The organism is Bacteroidota bacterium, from assembly GCA_030017895.1.
Taxonomy (GTDB): Bacteria; Bacteroidota; Ignavibacteria; order UBA10030; family BY39; genus JASEGV01.
Window position 1 is genome coordinate 1 of record JASEGV010000042.1, and the last position, 14,829, is coordinate 14,829.

General features: G+C 37.7%; 18 protein-coding genes. 1 reads left to right on the forward strand and 17 read right to left on the reverse strand.

The features are described from left to right. The 13 genes from QME58_09135 to QME58_09195 all read right to left on the reverse strand — a co-directional run. Positions 1–415 (reverse strand): transposase (locus QME58_09135; GenBank protein ID MDI6803993.1); only part of this gene is annotated, 415 nt, incomplete at its 3' end. A gap of 125 nt (positions 416–540) precedes the next feature. Continuing rightward, the gene (locus tag QME58_09140) at positions 541–1,080 is read right to left on the reverse strand and encodes an inorganic diphosphatase (GenBank protein MDI6803994.1); all 540 of its coding nucleotides are present in this window, start codon (positions 1,078–1,080) and stop codon (positions 541–543) included. Positions 1,081–1,086: 6 nt separating this feature from the next. Beyond that, positions 1,087–2,706: a tetratricopeptide repeat protein gene (locus QME58_09145; GenBank protein ID MDI6803995.1), complete on the reverse strand. Its 1,620-nt coding sequence runs from the start codon at positions 2,704–2,706 to the stop codon at positions 1,087–1,089. Next, a complete protein-coding gene (locus QME58_09150) occupies positions 2,703–3,638 on the reverse strand; it encodes a substrate-binding domain-containing protein (GenBank protein ID MDI6803996.1) in 936 nt (311 codons plus the stop codon). The genes QME58_09145 and QME58_09150 overlap by 4 nt, the downstream gene beginning before the upstream one ends. Further along, positions 3,625–3,843 (reverse strand): hypothetical protein, encoded by a 219-nt coding sequence (locus QME58_09155; GenBank protein MDI6803997.1) that lies wholly within the window; start codon positions 3,841–3,843, stop codon positions 3,625–3,627. Before QME58_09155 ends, QME58_09150 begins: the two co-directional genes overlap by 14 nt. Before the next feature lie 37 nt (positions 3,844–3,880). Beyond that, positions 3,881–4,600, reverse strand: a complete 720-nt coding sequence (locus tag QME58_09160) for a TonB family protein (protein ID MDI6803998.1) — start codon at positions 4,598–4,600, stop codon at positions 3,881–3,883. 17 nt (positions 4,601–4,617) lie between these two features. After that, the gene (locus QME58_09165; protein ID MDI6803999.1) at positions 4,618–5,118 is read right to left on the reverse strand and encodes a biopolymer transporter ExbD; all 501 of its coding nucleotides are present in this window, start codon (positions 5,116–5,118) and stop codon (positions 4,618–4,620) included. Between the two features lie 11 nt (positions 5,119–5,129). Then, the gene (locus tag QME58_09170; GenBank protein ID MDI6804000.1) at positions 5,130–5,660 is read right to left on the reverse strand and encodes a biopolymer transporter ExbD; all 531 of its coding nucleotides are present in this window, start codon (positions 5,658–5,660) and stop codon (positions 5,130–5,132) included. Between the two features lie 19 nt (positions 5,661–5,679). Beyond that, positions 5,680–6,459, reverse strand: a complete 780-nt coding sequence (locus QME58_09175; GenBank protein ID MDI6804001.1) for a MotA/TolQ/ExbB proton channel family protein — start codon at positions 6,457–6,459, stop codon at positions 5,680–5,682. Between the two features lie 36 nt (positions 6,460–6,495). Next, positions 6,496–6,855 carry an STAS domain-containing protein gene (locus QME58_09180; GenBank protein MDI6804002.1) on the reverse strand — a complete coding sequence of 120 codons (360 nt, stop codon included), beginning with the start codon at positions 6,853–6,855 and terminating at the stop codon, positions 6,496–6,498. Between the two features lie 205 nt (positions 6,856–7,060). Next, positions 7,061–8,386 (reverse strand): sigma-54 dependent transcriptional regulator, encoded by a 1,326-nt coding sequence (locus tag QME58_09185; protein ID MDI6804003.1) that lies wholly within the window; start codon positions 8,384–8,386, stop codon positions 7,061–7,063. Next, positions 8,383–10,239 carry an ATP-binding protein gene (locus tag QME58_09190; GenBank protein ID MDI6804004.1) on the reverse strand — a complete coding sequence of 619 codons (1,857 nt, stop codon included), beginning with the start codon at positions 10,237–10,239 and terminating at the stop codon, positions 8,383–8,385. Before QME58_09190 ends, QME58_09185 begins: the two co-directional genes overlap by 4 nt. Positions 10,240–10,258: 19 nt before the next feature. Next, complete coding sequence (locus tag QME58_09195) at positions 10,259–10,639, reverse strand: response regulator (protein MDI6804005.1); 381 nt, start codon at positions 10,637–10,639, stop codon at positions 10,259–10,261. Positions 10,640–10,730: 91 nt separating this feature from the next. Here QME58_09195 and mazG point away from each other — a divergent pair, with 91 nt between their 5' ends. Beyond that, a complete protein-coding gene (gene mazG, locus QME58_09200; protein ID MDI6804006.1) occupies positions 10,731–11,486 on the forward strand; it encodes a nucleoside triphosphate pyrophosphohydrolase in 756 nt (251 codons plus the stop codon). A 323-nt stretch (positions 11,487–11,809) separates the two neighbouring features. On the opposite strand, the gene QME58_09205 is transcribed toward mazG, so the two are convergent. The 4 genes from QME58_09205 to radC form a co-directional block, all read right to left on the reverse strand. Then, the gene (locus tag QME58_09205) at positions 11,810–12,826 is read right to left on the reverse strand and encodes a PhoH family protein (GenBank protein ID MDI6804007.1); all 1,017 of its coding nucleotides are present in this window, start codon (positions 12,824–12,826) and stop codon (positions 11,810–11,812) included. Positions 12,827–12,943: 117 nt separating this feature from the next. Further along, positions 12,944–13,690 carry a LysM peptidoglycan-binding domain-containing protein gene (locus QME58_09210; protein ID MDI6804008.1) on the reverse strand — a complete coding sequence of 249 codons (747 nt, stop codon included), beginning with the start codon at positions 13,688–13,690 and terminating at the stop codon, positions 12,944–12,946. A gap of 21 nt (positions 13,691–13,711) precedes the next feature. Then, positions 13,712–13,978, reverse strand: a complete 267-nt coding sequence (locus QME58_09215) for a hypothetical protein (protein MDI6804009.1) — start codon at positions 13,976–13,978, stop codon at positions 13,712–13,714. A gap of 119 nt (positions 13,979–14,097) precedes the next feature. Next, positions 14,098–14,823: a DNA repair protein RadC gene (radC, locus tag QME58_09220; protein ID MDI6804010.1), complete on the reverse strand. Its 726-nt coding sequence runs from the start codon at positions 14,821–14,823 to the stop codon at positions 14,098–14,100. Positions 14,824–14,829: the final 6 nt, after the last annotated feature.

The window sequence follows — 14,829 nt, forward strand, 5'->3', positions numbered from 1 at the left end:
GGATCATATGCTGGCGCTCCAATTCGCTGTGGAATCGATCAAATAACTTCTTAACAACATTCCCTTCTTTAAGTTGTTCTCTGAAATTCCAAATCGTGTTTTGATCAGGTACTTTATCGCATGTGCGAAACCCCAAAAATCGCATGAAACTAAATCGGTCAGTAATTTGAAATTCCATCTGTTCATCGCTAAGTCCAAAATATTCTTGAAGTATTAGAATCTTAAACATCCGCAGGTATTCGTATGGCGGACGACCTCCAGGCCCTTTGGCTTCTTTGCTCATGGCTTTGTCCAGAACCGGAACGAAAATATTCCAATCAATTGCCTTGTTCAATCTCTCTAACGGATCGCCTAAGGTGCTGATTCGCTCCAACTTGTTTTGTTCGTCAAAGAACCCGGGATGCTTCATTTTCATTTTTCTTCCTCATACTTGTTTTCTTACTCTTAATTTAATCAAAATTACTCACACTTTAAAGTTAGTTTTTGGAAGTCCCCCAATTTATATTTCATCCGCCTTTGGCGGATTGTATTTTTTTTGATTTAGAACGTTTTACGTTTTTTAGCTTTGAATTTTTTAGCCGCATTCGTAATTGCCACACGAGCAGCTTGAGCTGAATCCCAACCGAAACTTTTTACCATTTTTCCTTCTAAATTTTTATAGCTTGTGAAAAAATGTTCTATTTCAACGAGCAAATGACTCGGTAAATGGTTTACTTCGGTTACAGTTTTATATGTCGGGTCGTGAACAGCTACAGAAAGTATCTTGTCGTCTGAACCGTGCTCATCATACATTCGCAACACACCGATTGGACGGACTTCAACCAAAACTCCGGTGCTAAGCGGTTGGTCAATTATTATCAAAACATCAACGGGATCGCCATCTTCATATAACGTGCTCGGAACAAATCCATAAGCAGCAGGATAATGCATCGATGAGTAGAGAACCCGGTCTAAACGAAACACACCGAGTTCCAAATCAAACTCATATTTATTCCGGCTCCCTTTCGGTATTTCAACTATCGCGTTGACGATATCAGGAGAGCGTTTACCGACAGGTAAGTTCTTTAAACTTTGAGCCATAAGAAATTATTTCGCACCAAGCCTTTCAAGACCTTTTTTGGCATCTTCGTTTTTAGGATCTAATTGCAGAACTTTTTTAAACATCGCAATGGCTTCAGCTGCTAATTTCTTATTTAATTCATCTTCCCCTTCGATGCGTAAATAAATTAGACCATTTGCCAACCATAGATGTCCTTGAACACTTTTTGGATCAAGCTCAATTGCTTTTCTGAAGTGGCGCACTGCTTCTTCATCTCTTTTCCTGTTTTCATCAGGGTCGTCTGTACGGTTAAGCATAATTGATTGTCCGAGAAGAACACGTATCGAGGCATCGTCGGCGCCTGAAGCAATCGCTTTACGAGCCCACTCGCCAGCGGCTGCATATTTCTGCTTCTGAAAATAAAACGAAGCTATCATATTGTATGCTTCAAGAAGTTCGTTTTTATACTTATCTTTTTGATCACCGATTAAAGCTAATACTTCATCGTATTCTTGCTTAGCAGCATCGAGCGAATCCATAAATGCAAAAGTCTGAGCAAGTTTAAGTCGCGAACCTATATAGGTTGGTCTTAACGCAACTGCCGCTTGAAGAAGTTCCTTGCTGCGTTGATAGTTTTTTAATTGAAGATATGAGGAAGATGCATTCAAATAGGCGCTAAGTGAAGTTGAATCTATTGTAATTTTCTTTTCATACATCGCAGCCGATTCGGCATATCGTTTTTGCCGCATATACAAAGCACCGAGGTCAGCAAAAACATCGACCAAGGTAGAATCCAAGGATAATGCTTTTTCATAAGATTGGATTGCCAATTCCTGTTTGTCCTGACCTTGTTGAGCTTTTCCCAATTTTATATAATCTTCGGCTGTTAATTCAGTTTTTTCTTTTAATTTGGTAAATGCTGTCTCGGATTTTTTGAAGTCTTTCAATTCTACGTAAGCATAAGCAATTATCCTATAAGCATCGAACTTGGTTGAATCGAGTGCTAAAACTTTTTCAGCAACCCTAATCACCTCTTCATAGCTTTTAATTTCGGAGAGTGATTTCATATACAAATATTGCGCATCGAATGAATGAGGACGCAACTCGGTGAGCTTTTTATACATTTTGGCTGCATTTGCAAATTGCTTTGCTTGAAAATAGATATTTCCTAAATCATCGTAAAGATTTGAATTAGTCGTATCGATCTGAATTGCTGTTAGATAGCTTTTGGCGGCGTCGTTCCATTTTCGCATCTTCTTGTAAGTCTGTGCAAGCTTTATGTGTGCCTCAATCAAGCCCATATTCAAATCGATGGCTTTTTGATATTGTTCAATTGCTGCGGGCGATATTCCTTGTTTAAAATAAATATCCCCTATGTTAATATAAATCAAAGGGTTTTTATCGTCCAATTCCCGGGATTGAGTAAACGCAACGAGCGCTTCATCGAGAGAATCTATCTTAACGAAAGAAGTTCCCATCATAAAAAATAATTCGGGATTTTTCTTATGCTTCTTCATGCCATCACGAAAATGCTTTATTGCTTTTTGAAAGTTCTCTTTTTTAAATTCCTCTTTCCCCAATTCAAATGGATCTTGTGCATACAAATTGGTAGTAAGAGTTAATAAAGATAATAGAAGGCTGATTAATATTTGTTTTAAGGATTTCATTGCTTTTTCTCCTCTTTATTTAACTGAATAATGCGAACCGGCATCGTTGCGGGAACGAGCCTGTTATTTTGTACAACTTTTTGACCTTGCACACTTGATGCAAAAGAAACAAACCCACTTGCTAAACCTACACTTTTAATGTTTGAATAAATATAAACAGGAACTCGAAGCGGATAATGTTCGCGGTAAACGTAAGCTTGCTCAGGCGGGAAATATATACCGCTTATACCAAGCGAATCGGTAACTTCCGATTTATCGCTTAGTTCTAAAAATTTTATGTTTTTGTATGATTTGTCGTAATAATTTAAACCTAACATCGCAATTGCGTTCGGATGTGAGGCGACAATATCAATAACAGAATCGACTACGGGGACAGTGAAAAAATTATCGGGCAGCGATTTTGTGTTTGAGAATTTGGTAACGCTGTAATCGTACACATCTGAATTTCGTCCGGGTAAATAAAATTGTAGTTTTGACAACGAGCCTTTCCAGCCTAAATCCTTCCAATACTTCAACTTACCATCGTAAATACTGTCTAATTGTGAAATACGGAGTCCTTTAATTGGATTGTTATCGTTCACAATTAACATGAACCCGCTCTTAGCAATTTCATGAGGATGAATATTTAACTCATGCTTTGTAATAAGATCCTGCTCGCCCTGGGTTAACTCTCTCGAAATAATTATCAGCTCTACGCTATCAGTCAACAAGAAAGCGACTGCTTCGCGTGCTGATGTGCTCTGCACTTCAATATTGGCATCGGTATAAAGATGTTCGAATCTTTCCGCCAATCCGTTTGCAAGTGGAGCAACGGTTTCTGAAACTAACAACTTCAGAGTTCCTTTAGTTGGCGATTCTTTTTCTGAACCGGAATCGCATCCAATAATTATGAATGCTAGAAGAAAATATTTTAATAAATTATTCTTCATCATTAAAGGTTTGTTTGCTTTTAGTCCAAATTGTAACAGAGCGATAAACTCCATAAAGAATAAATACAATACCCGTGATAATTCTGAAATTAGATGGAACATAAAGGGGTAAAAGGAGCCCGGCAATAATTCCAATACCTGCAATAATAACTATTGCCGAAACCATATAACTGAAAATAATTAAAAATTTTGGAGGTTTACGATTCATAGTATTACCGGACTACTTTTACTTAATATTATTGTGGTTAGTTTTTTAGTTTGAATCTAAATGGGATCGAAACCCAAACAGCCACGGGACCATTATTCATAATTGCAGGAGTAAATACCCATTGCATAGCTGCGTTTACTGCAGCCTCGTTAAATATTTCGGCATCACTTTTAAGAACAACAGCTTTTTTAGCTTTACCTTCTTTATCGACCCAAATTTTTACCCAAACCGTACCTTCCATTTGTGCACGTTGAGCAAGTTCAGGATAAACAGGTGTTACTTGCTTTACAGGAACAGGAGATTTTTCAACCGGTACGAAGTCGGGTGGTGGACCGTCGTCTTCAATATTTATATCCTGTTCAATTTGCACACCGCCGCCTAAATCAACGTCGGAAATCGGAGCCGCCGCTTGGCTCATTTCGGTTTGTGTTGCAAAAGTTTGTTCAGGACTCACTTCAGCATCGGGAACAGGAACAGGAACACCTATCGTTGGTTTCGCAGTCGGAGCAGTTATAGCCAACGGAGGTGCAGCTTCAGTGTTAGTAATAGAAGGAGGCGGACCGAGTTCAGACAATTTAACAACACGCATTGTGTAAATCGGCTCGTCGTCTTGTCCGAGATATTCAGCAAGATAGTAACCACCTATAATACTGAGGTGAATTGTAACAGCAATAAGTAAAGCCATCCCCGAATATCGTCCTGATAAAGCACGAAGTTCTTGCATTCCATAGTGTAATGTCGCTGCAGTTTTAGTCATAATACTTCATCTCCTTTCTACGATGTAACTTTAGCGAGTACTTTCATATCGATTTCACCCATCGGAGCAATGCTGAACCGGTTAATACCGCTGACATTGAACTCATCTATGATGTCCACCATCATGTGGTATTTGCCTTTTCGATCGATTTTTAAAAGTACAGTAAGTTTCGGGTTTTGTTCGTATCGTTCTTTCATTAAAATCCTCAAATTGTTGAACTCAACTTTCTTCGGACTCTCGATACCCATATTCCAATATATAGCACCATCTGCTTTCACACGAAGTGTCATCAGATTGCTTTCAGCGATTTCCACTTTTACATCGGAAGATGGTGGTAAATTAATTTCCATCGTCTGTGGTTTAGTCATTGTAGTTGTCAACATAAAAAAGGTCAACAACAAGAATGCGATATCGACCATCGGTGTCATATCTATTTTTATACCAAGACGCCGGGGTTTTCGCTTCTTTCCTTTCTTTTTATCGTGCCCACGCGGGGCAGCAGAATCAACAGCACCCATAGTATATTTCCTTAATTATGTTCAAAATTAGTTATTAAATTAAAACGCGTAATCATAGTTTTCTGCAAAATATCCATAACATCTTCAGTCAATCCATAATTAGCGTCCTTATCACCTTTTACTACAGTTCTCAATTTTGGATTTGTAATACGAGCTCTGACGAGTAAATCAGCAAGGTCTTTTACTGTAACCTCAATACTTGGTGCCAATTTTGCCATATTCTCAGGCGTCTTGTATTGGTTTCGAATGTCGGCATGATAGTATTCCCAATTTCTTTTTACAACATCACCCAATACACGAAGTTTTGCATTTTGAGCATCTAACCCAAGAAATATTCGATCGTCATTTGTTAGTGTAAGCATCATAACATCGGACTCGGGTAGCTTGTATTGCGAATGAGAGAACGGCAATTCGATTACAACTTCTTCCGGTGGTTTGAACTGCGTAGTTAACATAAAGAATGTTAACAGAAGAAACCCAATATCCACGAAAGGAGTCATATCGATTCTTATGCTGACTCGTCCTTTCTTAATTTTTGGCATTGTTAATTTTCCTTATAAATTATTTGGAACGTGACATTAAGGTTTGAACAATATTGTAACCTGCTTCGTCGATCATGTAAGTGAAAGTATCGACTTTAGTTACGAAGAAATTATATGCAATAATACCTGCGATAGCTGCAAACAATCCACCGGCAGTATTGATAAGAGCTTCAGAGATACCAATTGAGAGCTGAATGGCATCGGGTGCACCTGCTTGGGCTAATGCACGGAATGCACGAATCATTCCAACGGTTGTTCCTAATAATCCAACCATAGTTGCCGTCGAAGCTATTGTTGATAATGCAATGAGGTTTCTTTCTAATACAGGCATTTCTAAAGAAGTAGCTTCTTCGATTGAACGTTGCACCTCTGCCATTTCTTTTTCGGCTTCCCAGCCCTTACCTTCTTTTGCAATTACTTTGTATCGTTCGAGACCGGTTTTCACAATATTAGCCAGCGACCCTCTTTGTTTATCGCATGCTGCAATAGCTGTATCAATGTTGCCGGCTTGCAAGTCGCGTTGTACTTGGCGGATAAAAGTTGCCATATTTCCTTTTCCTTTTGCTTTCCCTAACGAAAACATTCGTTCGAAAATATAAGTTACAACAAGAATTGATAACATTATCAGCATAGGTACGAAAACACCGCCTACATAAACAGTACCTAAAAGATTAGTGGGTTGATGACGGCTTGCACCATCCTTAAAATTTCCCGGATCGCCTAATACGAACATCCAAATTGATATCGATATTACAGCGGCTAGTACGAATACTATTGTTGAAAATAAATTTTGTTTCATTTTTTTTGGCTCCTAAAACGTTATTAGTTTTGTTAATTAATTAATAGTTGATAAAGAAAATTTTTCGATCGCATCTTCAGTCTTATTACAAATTTCGAAAACTTCAGTTAATTTAGTTATAATAAAAATATTTTTTATGGATTTTCCAAAATTAGTTAGAATCATCTCACCACCGTTTTTAGAAAACCTTGTATGAGCTGAAATTAAAGAGCCTAAACCAACACTTGTTAGTAAGTTAACTCTCGAAAGATCTATAACGAGATTTTTGATACCTTGTTCGATGAAATCGGAAACAGTTTCGCGTAAATCGTCAATCTCTTCTTCGCCTGTTAGTGAAGAGCGGATTTCGATTATACCGATTGACCCATCATTCAACGTTCTTATTTTAATAGACACTTTTGATCCATATATTCTACTCAATCATAATCGCAAAGGGAATGCCATTAGGTAATATAGCATTTTTTGATGTTATGGGGGAGTAAAATTGGGGAGGCGAGAAATTCCTCCTTGCAATTTGCAATACAATCCGGGCTTCATACAAATAGTATCCTGTATTTCGTTGCCAATACAGTAGTTGCGTCGAATTGCACTATGCAAGAAATTATAGATTGTATTTTTTTCGTTTACGCCACAATGTAGCCGGGTCAATATTCAGAAGCAATGCAGCCTCTTCTAAATCGTTAGCTACACCCAAAACACGCTTTATGTGTAGTTTTTCCATCTCTTCAATCGATAATATTCCTGTTTTACCTTCTGCAACTTTTTGAATCTCATCCGGAAGGTATTCAGTTTTAATTACACCATCTCGCGCAAAAACTACACCCCGCTCTATTACATTCTCAAGTTCTCGAATATTTCCGGGCCATCGATACGTAGTTAACAATTTTAAAGCATCGCTTGACACTTCAATATTTTTTCCTTGATTGTGCTTTTTAATAAAATGTTGTATAAGAATCAATACATCTTCGGGCCTCTCACGTAGGGGTAGCAGTTCGATACGCACAGCATTTAATCGGTAATATAGATCTTCACGGATTGTACCTTCTTGAATTGCGACACTTAACTTTCGGTTTGTTGCAGCGATTACACGAACATCCACTTTCCTTGTAACATTTTCTCCGACCCGTTCAAATTCTTTGTTTTGCAAAAAACGTAAAAGTTTTACTTGCACCGATTGTGGTAGTTCGCCAACTTCATCCAGGAGTATTGCTCCTCCGTCGGCAGCCTGGAATCTTCCTTCACGATCTTTTATTGCACCGGTAAAGGCGCCTTTGACATGACCGAAAAGTTCACTTTCTAGTAATGTTTCGGGAATAGCTGCACAACTTACTTTAATAAATGGCTTTGTGCGGCGGTTACTGAGGTTATGAATAAATTGAGCTAACATTTCTTTCCCTGTTCCGCTCTCACCTTCTATTAAAACACTCAAACTTGAGTCGGCAATTTGTCGTGCAATATCAAGTTGTTTCAACACAGCCGGATTGCGGGTAACAAACTCCGATTCAATTTTGGTTTCAGCCAACTGACTTCTCAGTAACCGAACTTCTTTTTTAAGTTGATGGTGTTCGTAAACTCTTTCAGTAAATAATTTTAATTCCTGCAAATCGAACGGCTTCTGAAGAAAATCTTCCGCCCCGTTTTTAATTGCTTCCACGGCACTCTCGATTGAACCATGCGCGGTTATTATAACCACGGTGGTATTCGGAGATTTTTGTTTACATTCTTTTAAAAGTTGCATTCCATCAATTGGCGTCATTTTTAAATCGAAGTATGCTATATCATACTCGTTGTCGTTCAACGTAATACTTGCATCAACGGGGTTTACAAATGCATCTACTTTAAAATTAACCGATTCCAAATATATTTTTAATGTTTTTAAAATATTTGGTTCATCATCGACGATTAAAATCGTTCCGCGGTATATCATATTTTTTCTAATTGCTCCAATGGAATAGTGAATGTAAAAATACTTCCTTTCTCAATTTCGCTTTCTACCCATATCTTGCCGCCATAAATCTCGACTATTTCTTTAGCGATTGCCAAACCTAATCCGACACTACCGGGAGTACTCTCCATACTCTCTTTTACCTGCACAAATTTGTCGAATATTTTGCCGATGTTTTCGGTTGAAATGCCTCGGCCTGTATCAAGAATTTGTACAACTATATTATTTTCTTTCCTTGAACTCTTTACTTCTACAGAACCGCCTGATGGAGTATAACGAAGTGCGTTGTTAATCAAATTACTAATTACCCAACTAAACTGTTGAGCATCGCCGATAATTTTCGGAAGGTCGTTTTGTAGATTTAGTTTTAATTCGACAGATTTTTCCTTAAATGGAAGTTGAACCGGTTTTATTGAATCGGTAACAACATCGTTAATCGATATTAATTCATGCCTCAACTGCAGCTTGCCCGATTCGAGGCGTGAGAGTTCTAACAATTCACGCACAAGCTTGGTAAGTCGTTCAGCATCATGTTTTGCAGCATGAATAAGTTCGGTTTGTTCGGTATTCAATTTCCCTACAATTCCTTCATTCAAAATATCGATCGACATATTGATGGATGTGAGTGGAGTTCTGAATTCATGCGATACAGTAGCCATAAATTCCGATTTCATTTTATCGAGCTGCTTAAATTGAGTAACATCCTGGAGAATTAAAACCGTACCCAATATTTCGCCGCTCACAAGGGGAATCTCTGAAATACGGGGACGGATGTATAACTCGGTATCGTGCATCTTGAATAACAAGTATGGTTGACTAATATTATTGTCAGATTTTGGGTTGTCCAAAATATTCCGCACCCTTTCGTCTTTTATAATATCCGCATAATTTCTTTCACCTGTCGAATATTCGATATTCAGAAGCTGTCGTGCAGCATCATTCATCAATATTATTTGATTTTCTCTATTGCAAACAATAATGCCATCCGAAATATTCTCGACGATCGTTTCGGCTTTTTGTTTTTCTTCTAATATTTTTTCAATATTCAGTGCATCATATTTGCGAAGTCGTTCAGTCATCTTATTAAACTCGCGACTCAATTCTCCAAATTCATCGTTCGTTATAATGTCGGTTTTTAAATCTAACTTTCCTCTCCCGATATTGCGAACTGTTTCGGTAAGTCGTTCTGCCGGTTCTACGATTGATTTTGTAAACCGAAAGCCCGCAAAAATACTTAACGCAACTGCGATTAACGATGCAATCAAAACAGCATAAGTTGCTTCATTCGATATTTTACGTGTTCGAACTCCCAACTCTATCATCTCCTGCTGGTTGAATTCAATCAACCTGAAACAATATTTTTTGATTTCTGCATTGATGGGTCGAATTTCGTTGAAGTGGTATGTCTTCGCTATCTCCCTGAGTTGGGGGTCGAAAATAAACATCAGTAATGTATCAGTTAATTCTTCATACTTCATGTGTAATATTTGAATACTATCTAAAATATTCTGTTGTTGCTGTTTAGTAACCCGTTCGTTATTTTTTTGCACCCATTGAAAAAAATCAAATTTTGCTTGGATAAAATTATCTTCATATTTTTTATTTTGGTTTGAAATCAAAGCGACAAGAGCATTGTCTTTTAATTCTAATGAACTAACCATATTTTCGGCAGCAACAACATTCAGATAATTTTCACGGATGATTTTATCGACCGAATCACCGAGACGGTAAAAATTATTTATCGCCCAAATTGTAATAAAAATACTAATCGATACAAGAATAATGTAGCTTAATGAAATTTTGAAGCGAAGGCTGTTGAAGAAAGGAATTTCCATCTTCAGATATAATTAAAATTTAGTCCCGAAGAATTTTTGATATTGTTTTTTGAATTTGTTCCATATCGATGGGTTTACTTAGAATTCCAAACAACTCGTCATCTTGTATTCCCTTAAGTATGCGTCCGTCCTCAAACCCACTGATGAATAAGAAAGGCATTTTTGAGTATTTTGGATTTTGTCGGACTTTGTGATACAGTTCAAGCCCTCCGACGCGTGGCATCATAATGTCGGATATTATGAGATCCGGAAAATAATCGTTCAATTTATCCAAAGCTTCTTGACCGTCATAAACGAGGACGACTTCGTATCCATCCATCATAAGTAAATCTCGTAGGATTTCAGCAAAACCTACTTCATCGTCAACGAGTAAAATATTTCGTTTTTTTCCGTTTGTCATTCTGTAAGAATATAGATAAACATATTTTTAAAATCAAGTTATTGTTTTTATGAGGAGAATTCAGTATGTTCAAAAAAAAATGGAACCCGCATTGAAAGAATTTGATAAATTTATAGAGATCGTTCACCGCTTACGGCGTGAATGCCCTTGGGATCGAGAACAAACCCATTCCTCAATTCGACATAGTTTGATTGAAGAAACTTACGAAGTACTCGAAGCCATCGATAATAACAATTTAGAACATCTGCGACACGAGTTAGGCGACTTACTTTTACACGTAGTTTTTCATGCATCCATAGCTGAACAAACAAATGAATTTACACTAAAACAGGTAATAGATGACATAACTGAAAAACTGATTCGCCGTCATCCGCATGTTTTTGGCGACACAAAAGTAAGCGGCTCGAAGCAAGTAATTTCAAACTGGGAAAAATCGAAATTGAGCGAGGGAAGGAATTCGGTTATCGAAGGGGTGCCAAAAGAACTACCCGCGCTTCTGCGTGCCCACCGCTTGCAAGATAAAGCATCGAAAGTGGGATTCGATTGGGAAAAGAAAGAAGATGCCTGGAAAAAAGTCGATGAGGAAATGCACGAGTTACATAGAGCAATCGAATCAGGTAACCAAGCTCATGTTGAGGCTGAATTCGGTGATTTGTTATTTGCGATGGTAAATTATTCGCGCTTCATAAATGTAAATCCCGAAATCGCTTTACGACATACAGTAGAAAAATTTATTACACGTTTCAATTATATTGAGGAGCAACTAAAGGAGATGGGAAAAGATATTCACTCTTCTTCGTTAGAAGAGATGGATAAACTCTGGGAGAAGGCAAAAATAAAAGGGTAAGTTTAATCAACGGTATGTGAGCCAGTTATTCTATTTTTTCGAGCAAGGTTTGTCCGTTATCAGAGTGTTCAGGTTTTTAACTTTCTCAATTACACATTTCATCTTGCAGATTAAAGTAGTTAGTGGCGGCATAGCACCATAGATACAAAATTTTCCCTATTCACTTATATCTATATTTGCTTGTAGAAGAATCCTCAACAGGAGATTTCTACCTATGTCCTTTCCATGAGGATTAGGTAGAATGGGTTTCAGTTTATCTTTCAACATTAAGATATGCGACTAAAAAACTTCCTAGCAATCGTCAAAATCAAAGTTAGTGCATTTTATTTACTTCTGTCTTCTGGTTTACCATCGGTTCCGTTCTTTCCATTCGTATGATATTTATCATAGGCATCTATTATATCTTTAACTAACTTATGACGAACAACATCGTTACGATCGAAATAACAGAAATTAACGCCTTGAATTTCCCGAAGCACTTCCCGGATTTGCACTAAACCGGAAACTGTTTTCGATGGCAGGTCAATTTGCGTAATATCGCCAGTGATGATTGCTTTTGAATTAACACCGAGACGCGTAAGGAACATTTTCATCTGCATACCTGTAGCATTTTGTGCTTCATCAAGGATTACAAAAGCATTGTTCAGCGTTCGTCCGCGCATATAAGCCAACGGTACAACTTCTATTACACGCTTCTCGACGTAACTCTTCAATTTTTCGGGTGGAATCATATCGTCGAGTGCGTCGTAAAGCGGACGCAAGTACGGATCGACTTTCTCCTTGAGGTCTCCCGGTAAAAAGCCTAAACTCTCACCCGCTTCTACGGCAGGACGGGCAAGAATGATTTTCATAATTTCACGGTTCTTCAAAGCAGCGACAGCCGCAGCGACTGCAAGGTAAGTTTTGCCTGTTCCCGCCGGACCGATAGCAAAAACAATATCATTTTTTTGAATTTGGCGGATATACTCTCTCTGTCCTTGCGTACGTGCTTTGATTATCCCATTACGGGTATATAATACAGCAGAATCGAAGTCGGTGTCGGGAAATTGTTGTGTGATCGATTTAGGAAGTGCTGCCTCACCATTCACTAAAACTAAATCGATAACTGTCCCTACATCGTTTGTAGAAAGACTCCCGTTTTTACTTAGTATATAAATTAGTTCTTTAAAAATTTTTTCAAGTTGTTCTACTTGATACTCGTCCCCCTTAAGAATTATAATATCTCCCCGAACGACGATAATAGCGTCAAATCTGTTTTCAATAAGCTGAAGGTTAGCATCGTTCAAACCAAGAAGTCCAAACATTTCTACACCCTCAGCTTTTATTTTTTTTTCAACCAACGAAATCGATTATCTTTAAATTTTTATTTAAAAAAAAACAAGCCCTTCCCACCTTAGCAGAAAAGGGCTTGTTGATATAATAAAGCTTTTTAACAAATCTAAAAAGAATATATCTATTTATTGTACAGGGGCTGCTGCTTCTGCCTTTTTCTTGTAGTAAGAATTTGCGGCAGATTTTTCTTCTTTTGTTAGCTCAGTTCCGGCTGGAATTTTAAGAACCCATTTTGGTTTTATGATATCCGGGTTTTTAATTTTATCCTTATTACCTTGCCAGATTTTGGGCCACATCCAGGCATTGTTATAGGTATCTTTTTTCTTAGCGATGTTCCATAAGCAATCGCGGTCTTTTGCCCAAGTTCCGACTGTATAAGTTTTCGATTTATCCAAAGTTTTCATCAAGCTGGCAATATTATCTTGCAATTTTTTAATTCTATCATTTACTCGTGGGATAAATGCCATCTTATGCTTTGCCATCTCGTTCACACGACCGTTCATCTTCAAAACTTCGTCACGATATTTCAGAAGTTCTTCGTCCGACAGTCGCATTAGTTCGTTCACGCGAGATTCATAACCAGTGAGTTCATTCAAGTAAGCATCGTATTCAGCTTGAGTAATTCCTAATAATTTTAGAAGTTCATCATTACAAGCTGCGAGATCTCCGTCCAACTTCTTGGATTGATCTTGTAAATTTTTAATGTCGCTGTTTAATTTATCTAAATTTGATTTAAGGTCATTTCGCTTGGCAGTGAATTGACTCATTTCTTGTTGCCATTGTTCTTTTGTCATTTCTTGCGCAAGAACACTTGGTGCATCAATTAAAAAAATTAATGCTACTACTATTGTCAAAAATATTTTTGTTTTCATTGCAGTTTCTCCTTTTTTGAATTACTGACCAGTTGCCTTCTTCACAGCGTCTTGATCTGTCTGACACTGTTTAAGTTGTCCATTTTTTTCAGCTACTTCTTTTTCCAAATTAGCCTTTACACGTTCTTGTCCGGCAATTTGTTTTTCAAGAGAGGTAACTTCTGCTTTGAGATCGTTCAACTGACGTAGTTCCTCTGCCGATGGTTTGCTTGTGCATCCTGCTATAAACAGCGAAGCAGAAAGAGTGAAAACTGCAATTGCAGTACCGATTCTGTTTTTCAGTATCATGTTGTTCCTCCTATTTAGTTGTTTGTTCATATTAATGTTCTATTAATTTGGTTAATTATAAGAAAATAAATCCTTTTAGTCAAGTATTTTTACACATAAATGAATTTATTTTTTAAATATTACAGAATTCCCCTTTCTGCGAAGCTAACAAAGGAATTTCCCCCTAATATGATATGGTCGTGCACCGGAATTCCTATTATTTTGCTTGCTTCGACTAATTGCTTGGTAATCTGAATATCATCGGCACTTGGTTCAGGATTTCCGCTTGGGTGATTATGTAGCAAAATAATTGCCGCCGCTGGTTCAGTAATCGCTGCTCTAAAAACTTCTCTCGGATGGACTAGCGACGAATTCAATGTACCTCGTGTAACTTCAACATCCTTCAGCAAGTGGTTTGCACTATCCAACAATAATACTTTAAACACTTCCTGTTTGGTATCACGCAGCGCAGGAAGATATTTGTCGGCAACATCTTGAGGCGAAATAACACGAAATTTTTTTCCATCCCAAGAAGCTGCAACACGTCTGCCAAATTCAAAAGCTGCGGCTAAAGTAACTGCCTTAGTATTCCCGATTCCTTTATATTTTTTCAATTCAGGAATCGAACGCGCAACAAGCGAATTTAATGTTTGAAAATCGGAAAGCATTTTTTTTGCAACATCGACTGCTGTAATTTTACCGGAACCCGATCTAATAAGCACAGCTAACAATTCAGCATCTGAAAGTGAAGCGGCTCCGTTATTCAGGATTTTTTCTCTGGGCCTTTCCGATTCGGGCCAATCTTTTATTTTTGTGTGATACTTAGATGCTTCACCGACAATTTTAACCACTTTCTGGTCTCGCATAATTCC

Bases quoted from the DNA above. Each gene is read 5' to 3' on its own strand.
- QME58_09185 (MDI6804003.1), bottom strand. From the start codon at position 8,386: ATGATATACCGCGGAACGATTTTAATCGTCGATGATGAACCAAATATT.
- QME58_09145 (MDI6803995.1), bottom strand. From the start codon at position 2,706: ATGAAATCCTTAAAACAAATATTAATCAGCCTTCTATTATCTTTATTA.
- QME58_09195 (MDI6804005.1), bottom strand. From the start codon at position 10,639: ATGACAAACGGAAAAAAACGAAATATTTTACTCGTTGACGATGAAGTA.
- QME58_09210 (MDI6804008.1), bottom strand. From the start codon at position 13,690: ATGAAAACAAAAATATTTTTGACAATAGTAGTAGCATTAATTTTTTTA.
- QME58_09170 (MDI6804000.1), bottom strand. From the start codon at position 5,660: ATGCCAAAAATTAAGAAAGGACGAGTCAGCATAAGAATCGATATGACT.
- QME58_09165 (MDI6803999.1), bottom strand. From the start codon at position 5,118: ATGGGTGCTGTTGATTCTGCTGCCCCGCGTGGGCACGATAAAAAGAAA.
- QME58_09150 (MDI6803996.1), bottom strand. From the start codon at position 3,638: ATGATGAAGAATAATTTATTAAAATATTTTCTTCTAGCATTCATAATT.
- QME58_09175 (MDI6804001.1), bottom strand. From the start codon at position 6,459: ATGAAACAAAATTTATTTTCAACAATAGTATTCGTACTAGCCGCTGTA.
- QME58_09160 (MDI6803998.1), bottom strand. From the start codon at position 4,600: ATGACTAAAACTGCAGCGACATTACACTATGGAATGCAAGAACTTCGT.
- QME58_09155 (MDI6803997.1), bottom strand. From the start codon at position 3,843: ATGAATCGTAAACCTCCAAAATTTTTAATTATTTTCAGTTATATGGTT.
- QME58_09190 (MDI6804004.1), bottom strand. From the start codon at position 10,239: ATGGAAATTCCTTTCTTCAACAGCCTTCGCTTCAAAATTTCATTAAGC.
- QME58_09215 (MDI6804009.1), bottom strand. From the start codon at position 13,978: ATGATACTGAAAAACAGAATCGGTACTGCAATTGCAGTTTTCACTCTT.
- radC (MDI6804010.1), bottom strand. From the start codon at position 14,823: ATGCGAGACCAGAAAGTGGTTAAAATTGTCGGTGAAGCATCTAAGTAT.
- QME58_09140 (MDI6803994.1), bottom strand. From the start codon at position 1,080: ATGGCTCAAAGTTTAAAGAACTTACCTGTCGGTAAACGCTCTCCTGAT.